Genomic DNA, 11,956 nt, shown 5'->3' with positions numbered 1-11,956 from the left:
ATCTATAATTAACATTACCTGCCGCCCTTGCTACAATCTTATTCTAATTAGGATTGTTAAATCGGCATGGTGTAAATGGATACATTTGAGCGTCATAGTTTTTGGGAAGTGTTGATTAAAGGACATCAGCGACCGGTTTTGGCTACGGATGTTCTTAAAGTTTGTGGCGACAACGTACAAGCCCATGACTCTCCGTTAATAAAAGCCAAAATAGCTCAGTCACTGGCTGACACTCCTAATTATCCCTTTTTGGCATGCGCAGAATGTGGGAACCCACTCATTTTTCGTAAAGGTGGAATTAATAGTACAGATCATTTTTTTCATTCATTCCATCATGTGATTGACGAAGAAAAATTTAAACTTTGTCAGTTCTATTCTAAGGCTAATTCTGCTTTACTTAGCAATATTTACAAAGGTGAAGGCAAATGGCACCTAGAGACAAAGCAAAAGTTAGCTTTACTTCTCGATAATTCAAACACAGTAAAACCTAGCTCAGTATTTGTTGAAAAGTATATTTTTGATGATAGTCATGATGTAAATGTACGACGACGCCCAGATATCCAATTTGAGGACAACGTAGGTAAACTCTGGGCATTAGAGCTTACCAGATGGTGGATGAACCCACTTACAATAGAGCAAAGAGAAGCATTCTACCGCAAGAAAAAAATCAACTTATTATGGTTATTTAGTCCTGATTGTAAAATCAGAAATCGGTCGACCTGGGAACAAATCATGTTCGGCTCTAATATTACTGATGAGCAAAATATTGTTGATACCATCAATGCTCCAAGAGCCCAGTGCAATGCTTTTACTATTAGTGATCAAGCAATGCTGGTAAGCGAACGATTGAACCAGTTGTCATTTGAAGTTGAGTATCCTGTTTATCATTTCTCTGAGGCTGATAATCTCATTGAAGCAAACTTCAAGACGGATCTTGCTAGTCTAAATGACCTTGTGACGAGTCCTGAACACCACTTACCTTACGCTGTGAACACCTATGACTCCCTGTTGGAAGCAAAAGAAGATGCCCGTAGATATAATAGGTCTAAGTTCGCAGATCTATTAAAATCGTTGCGTTATGAGTATTACCGCATGAGGTCTGCCTCTGACTTACAAGCATGGTCTTTGGATTTCTCGATAGAAACGTTACGATCTTTTGATGCTTTAATTCCAACAGGTTTCAAATTGTCCTCCCGAGCTTTGTCTCTCAGAGCGAGCTTGTACAATCAATATTCCCATTCAAAAAAGCAAGCTGTACGTGATTCTATGGCAATCGCGATTAAACAGATCCGTTCAAATTATTATTGGGCCAAAAGTGGTCGGAATTGTACTGTAATTGAGTCACAGGGTTATTTGAATCGAGATTTAATCTTACAGTTGCCTGATAGATATAGGTTCACACTAAAAATAATGGCTATGTACAATATTGTTGAGACCCAAATATTAAAACAAAAAGAACGCAAAGAGACGGCTAAACAGATTAGATATCTAAAGAAGCAGTATAAGACCTATAGAGAGTTAGCCGTACCAGAAAGTCATGACTTACGTGTACTCGCTAAATATATAAGTGGATTAGTCCGTGATATTGGAGAACAAAGCCCTAGGCTACTTCGGTTGGCGAGAGCCCTTCAAGGTGAAGTTTCGGGATTGAATGAACAGTATCATGCTCTACAGGCTTCATATAAGGAGCGTGGGAAGGAACTAATTTATGAAAATATTGAGAGGGTTAACCGTGAATTATATCTGTTCAAAACAGGGTTAGAACAGAATGGTCTCACGGAGTTACCCATCAGCAATAGTACTACAGGGATAAAGTTTAAGCGTTTGGTCAACGATTGTGAGAAATACGACCTACCTGAAGAATTAGATGTTCTTCAGAATATGATGTTTGAGTATGAAGAAGCTCTTTATGTAGATGTTATGTCGCAAAAATACCCATTAATCCAGTTAGCAGTAACAAACGATTTTGATTTTAATGTTGATTATGATGATGAGGTGCACAAGTTAATCTTGGCATGTAAAGCTATAATGACTGGCAAGTCAAAAGGTGAACTTGAATTAAAATATATACAGAAAGGTGAAGGTCGTTTGTTAGAGCTCTACGTATATAAAGTTGCATGTGAATTGCTTTGGGTACAGAGTCTTCAAAAGTTGCCTTCGAATGATGTGCTTATTCAGATCAGAAAGAATGGTGGTTTACGAGCTAGAAGGATAATCAGAGCTTTGAAGCCAGTGATTAAAAATCATTCAAGTGATATACAGCTCGATTATGCCAACTGGCTATATTCAATAAACAAGTTTAGCTCGGAAAACCCAAAAGCGATCAGATATTAAATTTTGACGTACTCATAACCCCTTTAGACGTTCGTGAATATCATTGGCACTATTATGACGGGGGTTGATAAGTGTTACGAAAAAATGCTCCGTCAGTGGAAACGAAGAACTGATGACGAAAGTGCTACAACAGTTCAAGGCTGACACCCTGTGAAACAAGTTAATGTTTTAAAAGCAGTTATGGTAATCTATCAGAGCGGCCACGGCCGTAAACGCACTTTGGTATACAAACACAGTCGCGTAAGTCCTCTTAAACTCAAGCCTTAAGAGGGCTTCTTTACTTAGCACATGGCGTTAGTTGTAGTGGATGTAGGGCATTCCTCTAAAGCGACTATTTCATCGATGCCAACTTAATAACATACCGAGTTACCAGACATGCACTATCGGTTTCCATCTGTCATTGAAAAACAGACCGGAGCCTTACAGGTTAAGTAGGAGAATAAAATATGGGTGAGTGGTCAGAATATTTTGAGGACTTTCCGGAGGAGAATCCTTCTAACTATATCGACGGAACCTTCAATCCTAGGCTAGCCGCACGAATTAGCGCTCAAGAACATAAGCAAGCCGACGCCAATAAAGCCGCCAATGCTGAATTAAATGCAATGATAACCAAAGCTAAGAGCGACACTAAAGCACGATCGCTTTTAGTTACTGAGGGCTGTCCGCAATGCGGATTAAATGAATTAAATACATATAAAATCAGTGATAAATTTTATCTATGTGAATGCCAGGATTGCGGCATCTATGGTAAGGGAACAACGCATCAAATAGCCTTTAAAAGCACTTCCGATGCAATTGGTGAGTTTAAAGATTGGCGTGAAGGTTCTGAGTATTAGGAAATTGACGAGGTACGAATAACCACCATCGCTATACCTTCCTTAATACCAACAGATATAACTTTTGTTCAATAACTTGCTCTATGAAACACTGATACTTTCATCAGCCCTCTTAGGACATATTTACTCCCCTTAAAATTGTTGAAAATATGTTTAATTTCAAGGTTGTGTATACAAAATTGCAAAAAAATCCTGTTCAACACTCCCGCTATTGATGATATTATTGGCTCTCAAAAATTACAGCTCAACCAGCAAAACAGTAATGGATCACTTTTGGGGTAATCTTTCCCGCATTCAATGGATGAATACATGCGCTCAACTAAAATAGTCAACGTCGACACCTTAATGCTCGCTGATGCCAGTTGTATCGAATCAGATACTTCCTGGATAAGCGATAATGATTGGAAAGAGATGTTGCCTACCGGTAGCTCTTTAAACAAAATTGAAAGCCAGCTTGAGTCCGGCGAGTCGGTGGTGTTGAGTGACAGCCCCAGAAGTCCCTTGTTTACCTTCTCTCAAGGCGAGTGGATAAAGTCTGTGAGTGCAAGCTCTGCTTTTCCAAGTTGTGCAGTGACCGCCATCACCCAACGGTTTAGCACTGCAGGAAGCAGCACAACCTTTGAGCGTGCGCCCTATGAATCACTGCACCCCTCTCCGCCTTTAAATTACACGCCAGATACGTCTAAGGTAAAGGAACAGGTTGTTCCTATCTCCTGCCAGTACAATGTCGAGGTTGCCTGTTCGCCTCCTTGCTTAGAGACTTTGAACTATGGCTATTTCATGCTGGCTAAAACCAAGAATGAATCTGACCTGACATTATCTACGGTCAAGCCGTTAGGCAAGCATACCCTGCTCACCACGCTAGGTAAGTTTGAAGAGCCAAAACAGCTTTGGCATATGCTGGCCACAGGCAAGAGCAGTCAGTTATCCGTTAAACCGGTAAAGATGGTCCCCTTAGGTTCTCAACAGGTCTATGAGTCCTTTGTACCGGTGCAACTTACGGTTCAGGTAGGCGAAAGATTAGGCTACCCGACTCAAGGGGTCTTCTATCATTTCAAGCAAGGTCAACTGGTACATGAGTACGCGATAGTCGAGGACGCCAAGGGATATTTCAATATCACTCACTCGACAGCGAATGCGTTATCCGATGAGGTCAACATACCGGCATTAAGAGGATGCATCTTTCTGCCCTGGAAAATCAATGGCCAACTGGCCGCCCCTCAGCATATTGTCTACAGCAAGCAAAAGTTAACCACGGAAGAGTTTCAGGGCATCGATGCCACTTGGCTAAACACCCATGCCTTCACGGTTGACCTGCAAGCTATATTAGCTGCGAGCCAAGATGCGGTGCTGGAAAGAGCAGAAGAACAAACAAACCAACAAGACAAACAACCGGCTAAGCCACAAAACCATGCGGTACTCCCCAGTCATGATGGTCCCGGTCGTGAAAGCTGGCCTGATATTGCTAAACAATACGGACTGACGCCCAATGAATTACTGGCACTCAACCCCACTTTCCAGCAAGACCCGATGAAACTTAAAGCCGGCGATATCTTAATCATTGCCAAATCAGAAGCGACTCAAGATAAGCCGAAAGTCGATACTCAGCCACCCCAAGCCCCGCAAGCGGTAAGCCGAGCAGACAATATCTACTACCAATCTTCAACACCAGAGCTGGCACCAGGCGTTATAGGTATCACTAAGCAATCGGTACTCAAAGATGTGGCGGTACTTAACTTAGGCCAGGTAGAATCTGGGTTAGATATCGATGATGTATACCTGTTTTTCTCAGATAAGAAAATGGACTTATACGAGTTTGCTGATGAAGTTTATGGCAGCCGTGATAAAACGATTATTGACCATGTAATGAATAGCAACCCTCAACTGAAGAAGAGCTTCAGTCAAATTCATGAAGGGATGCCATTAGTGGTATCGCCGTGGAAAACAAAGCATGAGGAAGAAGACAACGCTATCGCGCAAGCAGAAGCGTTAATGACTCAATATCTCACGCTGAGCACCGATGAGCGACAATGGTTTGCTGATAACCATGATGTTGTCACCGAAGTATTGGCGACTGCTGCTGAAGGCGGCATGGACAGTCAGGAAGTCAATCCAGACACTGGTGAGACAAAAAATATAAGCCTCAACACCATGATAGCCAGTATGGGAGCCGTGATAGCCGGTGCAGGCACTCAAGGTGGCCATATCAGCCAGAAAATGAAAGCGTTTGCAGATTACTCCAATTACATCTCTTCTAAAACGGAAGGCTTAAAGGGACAAGCCCTCTACTCCAACTCTGATTACAAAGCCTGGCGAACACGAGAGCGCGCATTTCGCACTGAGATGAAATCATTATTGGGACAGATGGGTAAGCCCGGATACATCAAAGGTCTGCAAGCGAATAATATTGGTCACTTGTTAAACATCAATAAAAGACAAATCTATCGCTCAAAAGACTTTGCCAAGGCAGTAGGCGGTATCGATATGACGCGGCTTTACAAGCAAGCCATGTCGTTCAGTAAGCAGATCAAAGCCGGTGGCTGGATTATGACTGGCTTGGGTTTATACGGCAATGCAGCAGATATCTATCAAACCTGTGACATAAACGGGCTGATGAGCGAGGCTTGTGGGAGATCGACTGTCAGGAATATTTCCTCTGGAGTTTTCAATGGCGTTATTGGGTATTATTTAGGCGTTGGTTTAGCTTTCGCTCCAGTTACTGGGGGCTTATCTATAATTCTCGTTGGTGGTGGAGCGTTACTTTGGGGGATGAATGGCGGTGTTCTATCAAATGACGTCGGCTCATTTATTGAAGAGGTTATATTTGACTAATGGAAACAATAATACACGAAATAATGAAATATACGGCTGTACTGTCGGTGCTCGGCGGCATCATTATGTTTATACCGAATATTTATTTATCGATAAAATTAAGAAAAAAAAGAAGCTCCATAACAGAGACGATTATTGATTCAGTGCCAGATCGACTTAAAGATAAGATCCGCTTTGCTATTGATGCAAATATGTCCTGGGTATTTGCTGCTTATGGATTATATTTATGGCTTCCATACCTATTTTTACGCTATGGACACCATGTCAAGCAAGCAGAGTTTAAGGTATGGCATCAGGCCACGAAACAAGTTTTCGGTCGATATTTTTATCTAGGTTTAATATCTGCTTTTGGTGGGAATTTAGCAGGAGCTGGGGCCGTTATATTTATTCCCCTCTCCATTTATAATAGGTAACACCTAAATATAGATGCCAGCATTAGTAAACAAGAGGTTTTATTTTGAGTGATGAAAGTATCGTGGGCTATGCAGCTAAGATAGATGGTAGAGTTATGGCTATGAGGCAAGGTCACCTGATTTTTTTCTCTGACCAGGATAAATTATTTCAATTTATTGCTGCCTTATCGGTTAAAGAACACGAGGTTGGGCTTCATGGTCTTGGGTTTGATTTTATCGAAATGATCTTTGCGGGCAATGAGGGGTTATTCCTGGATGCAGAGACATATTTGAAATTATCAAAATTTCTGAGAAAAAGGGATGTAAATATAACTCCAACGACAGATGGTGTGGATAAAAAAAAGTATTATATAGTCAAACCTACTGTTGAGCTCTTACTACATTAAATCGATTATGATCAGTCCTAAACCATTCCTATCGGCAGACAATAAAATCTGAACAATGACGACTTTGACCGGTTTAGGTGCTAGTCAGTGGAGAGGTACAAACTCGTTTCAGCCCCAAAGCGTGCTAGCAGGAGAAGTATAGCCATCTCTATTTAGCTTGCATAGTCCAACATTTTCTAATCAATTCTGAGATTTTGCTCATCATTCGCATGACTGGATGCTTATATAGATATAATTGAATGCTTGCCACTGGCTATTTTTGCTTCTAGTTATGTAAAAGGTCAAAATTCTCGATTATCATTTTTTTGACTCAAACCGAAATGGTCATTGTAGAGCTATAGTAATTAAGGTTATTGCGATAAGAGTGACTAACAAGGTCAGGGGCCAAGCACGCGGGGAATTTACTCGCTGACGCTCCTACATTTCTAGTATTGGTGGCGTTAACACATATCTAATTGCCATACTTCCCCTAGGGCTCTTATTTTTCTTTTATAGGAATAAATAGTAAATATGGATATTCAATAATAATTAAGAGTGTAGCTACTTTGGTATAAAGGAGTGTCGGGCAAGAGTAAGAGCACGAACAAATACAGATCACACATTCACATGAATCAGATTAAAATACAACCAAAAACACCCATTTATAGACTGCAAACGGCCTTTTACCCATTAAAATGTGACGTGATTTTGTTCATGACCTCATCCTATCAAATGAACTAAGCACCTTTTTGTCCGTACCAAGATAATATGAAACCCAACTCCTAACCATGACGAATTTTACCGAGAGTAAATTTATAGTGTCACGATTATTGCCTAAGGCTTATAACTGAACTAGCGACCATCTGCTCCTGCCCAATAAAAGTAGTGTAAAACCTCTCTTCCACACCATAGATAAAATATTTCAAATGAACATCTGTAGATATAACGAACTTATTGTTTTCATGAGGTATCTGAGGATAGTATTGTTTTATATAACGGTTAATTACTTTTTTATCTTCCACAGTGAAACGTTCTAACTTCTCTAGTGCTAATGCAATTTTCTTTCGATTAGGAATTCCAACGTTAAAATCTTTAGCAGCATTAGGGCATATAAGATCACTGTTTAAAAAAGTATCTACTTCTTCAGTGGTCGCATCTCGATATAATGAATCTATATTATCAAACAGAGAATTAATTCTAGATAAGTCTTTGAAGTAAAGAGTATCATTATCAATGTCATACGCTGCATCGGGAAGTTTATTTATAGCTATATAGTTTCCATTCTCCACAAATGATGCGTTGTTGAAATCGAACATTTTTTTACAAATAAAATTAGAAGTTACTAACTTTTGAAAGAATTTAAATCCTTTTTCTTCAACACAGATATATTTAGATTTAGCAAATTTATTTGCATCTAACCTAAGATAATCCGCAGGATTTATGCGTTCTTCACAGATAAAATCATTATGGAACCCTTTATCTAAAAAACAATTGATTTTGAACCATTCATTAATCTCAAGCTTATGTGTAGGAGTGTAATCGATAACATCCGTAAGGTCGGGCATTGCATAGATATCATTTTCATGACTAATTGCTATATGAAGCGGGTCATGCTTATGGTTAGGTTTTACTAATAACATGCTCATGTATTACTATTCCATATCAATAAAAGTGTAGTCATTTATTCTTTTTACCTTTTTAGAACTAAAGTCAGCAGGGTTTTTTATACTTTTTCTGGTAATTAGTATTATCTTGACTCCTTTTTTAGTTGTCATAAGATAGCGGTGACGCAATCAACCTCTGGTGATATGCCTGATAACGGCTTGGACGCCCTTAACTCAGATGGTGACAGCATCGAGGTCGCGTTAGCGAAGAAGTTACTGAACGCCTAATCAATAAACTTAACCCCAATGGGACAACCTCCCATTGGGTCGTTGTCCCTTTTTTATAAGAGAGACAACATGACTGTACAACGTAATATTGATGTCGTAGAGCAATTAATCTTGTGGCTTGAAGATAACGTGACTACGGAGTCAACGATTCATTTTGATAATGAAGAAAGAGTTGATTCAGCAACCGCTTTAGCCGCCTTAACACGGTTATTGCCGCAGTATTATTCTAATCAGCCTTTTACTGAGCGCTACTTAACCGTAGTGGTGAGTACAACGCATTTAAACCGTTATGATGAGATGACATTTACAGAGGAACTTAACAATACACACAGTCGTATTGCAAAACGAGGTGCTGGGTATTTTCTAAAACTGTGGGAGACGCTTGAAAATGCCAAAGAGAGTCAGGATTTTTATCTTCGACTTTCAAAGGCTGTCAAAGAGGTTATCGCAGAAGCGATCAAACAAGGTGCTCAGTGCATTGAGTTTGATGGTGATGCACAAGATAATTTTGTATACAAACCTTCAAGAGTGCAAATTCAATGAAAAACATTCGAATTAGCTTGATGTATCGCTGCGGTGGCAACTACAAAACCTGTAACGATGTAGTCATTAAAGGAAGCAACTTGATTAATGAGATTAAGGCATTAATTGAACAGCATAACCTTGATGAATGGGCCATTCCTGAGTTGTTAGGATTGCCAGATTGCTATAGTTTTAACCCGTTAACCGGCGAGTCATTTGACAACGAACTCGATCATCCTTACGTGAGTATAGAGGTTGAGCTGACGGATAAACCAGAAACATATGCACTAACACAAGAAGCTTTTATGGTTCGGTGCCAAGCGCATAGACACGACACTTATTTATTGCCGTTTCAACGGTAACAAGTAAGCATCTACCCTTGGGGAATAACTCCCCAAGGGGTGTTATTTCCTTTTTAATTTAAGGAATTACATGATGACAGCAATAACTGAACGACAATTAAGAGCGGAGACCATTTTGCAGCAGCTAGGGGGTCAATGTTTTATTATTTTTACGGGATCAAAGCAGTTTGTCGCAATAGAGAACGGCTTAATGTTTGCGTTACCCGCTAGATTAGCGAAGGAGGGGATCAACAAAATACGAGTATTACTCGATCTTAATGATACTTACACGGTGGAAGCGCTAAAGGTTAATGCCAGATTTGGAACAGTCAAAGTTATTGGTTTTGAATCAGACATCTATTGTGATGGCTTAACAGCATCATTTGAGCGCCTCACAGGGCTTTACACACACTTTTAACGTATTGGTGACACCATGAAGAGATATTTATTGTGGAATCCTGCAAAAGTGGCCTCACACAACGGTAACGCTGACACTTTTGAAGAATTACTACAAACAGAGTCACAACAAGATTGTAGCTGGTCGTCGTTAATCACTACGGACGACATTGAGGCAATCGTTACCGCCATTCAAAATGAGTGTGATGTAGACATATCTTACAAGGAAATCCAATTTTTCACTTAATTTGGAAAGGTCTCTTAATGGGACTTTTTTATTGAGTTGTTGAGTGTTGTAGCAAAAGGGGAATTGTAAAGGGTTTCAATGGAAGGGGTTTCCCCAAGGGAAAAGCCCTATCCGGTAAAAAAGTGTTATTACTGAGCTTATATTTTCCTTAAAAACAAGTAATGTTTTTAATTTTGTCATAGGATTTCTGCATAAGAATGAGTGAAATTAACGGTGTTTTTCAAGGTAGTTGACGCTTCTAAAGGGATAAGGAAATCAATCGAAGCATCTTACTCAATGTTGAGTGTGTGACCTACATTGAAGCAGCAGGATAACATCCCGCTAATTTTGGGGATATCAATTATGATCTTAAGCCTTCTTGTACGTATGTAACTTTGACGGACTAAACAACAAGATATGCCCTTGCCCCGTATCTTCTAGCATAGGTTGTATTTCTGCACTAAATAACCCAGTTTTCTCAATGCCCCCTAAAACAGCATTGATCTTATTCGATTCCAAGAATAAAGACAGTGGGACTATTTGGTCACCATCCTGATGTGAGCTTACGAGAGCATAGCGTGACATTGCACTTTTCTTCAGGCATGACTCGCCAGGGCGGGTGAGCCCTGACTGATTATTTTTAGGTTAAGTTAGTTTGCCGATGAGCAAGGTGGGTCTAGATAGTTCCAGGGGAGGTAACGTTCAGGGTTGGCTCTGACCTGGTCTTTTTCTCGCTGCAAGGTCGGGACATGACACACTGATGCTTAAGTATAAGTATGGCCCTGAAGTCAGCACTGTTCAGGGCCATATGTCATGAGTTGTGTTCAGGCGAGTTACCAACACCGATGCAGATCAAACCCTCGTTGCTGGAACGTACAGGATGTCTTTGAATGACCTTACAGCAATAGAATTAAATCCTTTGGCATGAAGGTAATTCAAAACACGTTGTACTTGAGCTTCTTCCGTGTAAATAACTTTTACCCCATCACTTTTAACGCCGCCGGTAATGCCAAACTCTCCCGGTATATCTGAGTGGATTGGGACAACTAAGTCATTGTTTTTCTCAGTAAAACCATACAAAAGTGGAAAATCCTCGCTGACAAAGTCGCGTTCTACCGTGGATAAACCTGACCAGCGTCGAAGACGACCGCTATTAAGTATTAATCTTCTTGCCTTCATCGTGGTTGCGAAATCAGAAAAACTGAAGCCATCATCGGTGCCAAGGCGGAGTTTTTCAACGACATCAGCAGACACACCATCCTTCTCAACGAGTTCTTTCTCTGCAGTTGCCACTTCAGTCTCAGACCGCGCTAAATCAAATCTTGGCGCCCGCAATTCTTGCGTGGCATAATCATAGGCAGCCCCTACGTTTTCTGCTCTCACCACTGACACGGCAGTCGTATTCGCCGCGTTCGCAGCCAGAGAGTTTCCAGCCTCGCCAGAAAATGGGTATAACCCTTCGGACATCAACGTACCCATGGGCAATATTTGTCCTTTAAAATCACCCGCAGAATCAGAAAATGCGAGTAAACTTGATGATCTGCTGCCATGAAAAAATTCAGCTCCGGCCCCGGTAGTGGTTATTTTATCGGTATCTAAACTCAGCCCGACAGTTGAAGTGGGAATTTTGTTTTGTGGGCCGATCACCACTTTCAAGCCCGGTCGCTTGCGCCCGCCTCCTTTTAAACTAGGAAGAGGCGCAGCAACTGTCCTATTTCCGTATGTTTCAACTTGTTCCTGACTGGAAACAACATTTTCTCTTTCTTTGTTTCGTTGAAATGCAAACATAATTAACTCCA

At 40.6% G+C, this 11,956-nt stretch carries 11 protein-coding genes; 8 read left to right on the top strand and 3 right to left on the bottom strand.

Going from position 1 to position 11,956, the window contains the following annotated elements; translation table 11 throughout:
* Positions 1 to 75 precede the first annotated feature (75 nt).
* From sps_RS23210 to sps_RS23190, 5 genes are all read left to right on the top strand, one after another.
* Positions 76 to 2,334 carry a DUF6035 family protein gene (locus sps_RS23210; protein ID WP_077754652.1) on the top strand — a complete coding sequence of 753 codons (2,259 nt, stop codon included), beginning with the start codon at positions 76 to 78 and terminating at the stop codon, positions 2,332 to 2,334.
* A gap of 446 nt (positions 2,335 to 2,780) precedes the next feature.
* Positions 2,781 to 3,170 (top strand): hypothetical protein, encoded by a 390-nt coding sequence (locus sps_RS23205; RefSeq protein WP_077754650.1) that lies wholly within the window; start codon positions 2,781 to 2,783, stop codon positions 3,168 to 3,170.
* Positions 3,171 to 3,479: 309 nt separating this feature from the next.
* Positions 3,480 to 6,002, top strand: coding sequence for an MIX and LysM peptidoglycan-binding domain-containing protein (locus tag sps_RS23200; protein WP_077754649.1), 2,523 nt, complete (start codon positions 3,480 to 3,482; stop codon positions 6,000 to 6,002).
* Complete coding sequence (locus tag sps_RS23195) at positions 6,002 to 6,415, top strand: hypothetical protein (protein WP_077754647.1); 414 nt, start codon at positions 6,002 to 6,004, stop codon at positions 6,413 to 6,415. Before sps_RS23200 ends, sps_RS23195 begins: the two co-directional genes overlap by 1 nt.
* 44 nt (positions 6,416 to 6,459) lie before the next feature.
* Positions 6,460 to 6,801, top strand: a complete 342-nt coding sequence (locus tag sps_RS23190) for a hypothetical protein (protein ID WP_077754645.1) — start codon at positions 6,460 to 6,462, stop codon at positions 6,799 to 6,801.
* 806 nt (positions 6,802 to 7,607) lie between these two features.
* Here the strand turns inward: sps_RS23190 and sps_RS23185 are convergent.
* The gene (locus sps_RS23185; RefSeq protein ID WP_077754644.1) at positions 7,608 to 8,426 is read right to left on the bottom strand and encodes a hypothetical protein; all 819 of its coding nucleotides are present in this window, start codon (positions 8,424 to 8,426) and stop codon (positions 7,608 to 7,610) included.
* 315 nt (positions 8,427 to 8,741) lie between these two features.
* Between sps_RS23185 and sps_RS28585 the strand changes: the two genes are divergently transcribed.
* The 3 genes from sps_RS28585 to sps_RS23165 all read left to right on the top strand — a co-directional run bounded on the left by sps_RS28585 (position 8,742) and on the right by sps_RS23165 (position 9,953).
* Positions 8,742 to 9,215: a DUF957 domain-containing protein gene (locus tag sps_RS28585; protein ID WP_077754640.1), complete on the top strand. Its 474-nt coding sequence runs from the start codon at positions 8,742 to 8,744 to the stop codon at positions 9,213 to 9,215.
* The gene (locus sps_RS23170) at positions 9,212 to 9,556 is read left to right on the top strand and encodes a hypothetical protein (RefSeq protein ID WP_077754638.1); all 345 of its coding nucleotides are present in this window, start codon (positions 9,212 to 9,214) and stop codon (positions 9,554 to 9,556) included. The genes sps_RS28585 and sps_RS23170 overlap by 4 nt, the downstream gene beginning before the upstream one ends.
* 70 nt (positions 9,557 to 9,626) lie before the next feature.
* Positions 9,627 to 9,953 carry a hypothetical protein gene (locus sps_RS23165; protein WP_218919610.1) on the top strand — a complete coding sequence of 109 codons (327 nt, stop codon included), beginning with the start codon at positions 9,627 to 9,629 and terminating at the stop codon, positions 9,951 to 9,953.
* A 573-nt stretch (positions 9,954 to 10,526) separates the two neighbouring features.
* On the opposite strand, the gene sps_RS23155 is transcribed toward sps_RS23165, so the two are convergent.
* Both sps_RS23155 and sps_RS23150 read right to left on the bottom strand, forming a co-directional pair.
* A complete protein-coding gene (locus sps_RS23155; protein ID WP_077754636.1) occupies positions 10,527 to 10,742 on the bottom strand; it encodes a hypothetical protein in 216 nt (71 codons plus the stop codon).
* A 267-nt stretch (positions 10,743 to 11,009) separates the two neighbouring features.
* Complete coding sequence (locus sps_RS23150; protein WP_077754634.1) at positions 11,010 to 11,945, bottom strand: hypothetical protein; 936 nt, start codon at positions 11,943 to 11,945, stop codon at positions 11,010 to 11,012.
* Between the last annotated feature and the right edge of the window lie 11 nt (positions 11,946 to 11,956).

This window comes from Shewanella psychrophila (assembly GCF_002005305.1).
In the GTDB taxonomy this organism is placed as follows: Bacteria; Pseudomonadota; Gammaproteobacteria; order Enterobacterales; family Shewanellaceae; genus Shewanella; species Shewanella psychrophila.
This window is presented reverse-complemented; position numbering and strand designations above follow the sequence as displayed.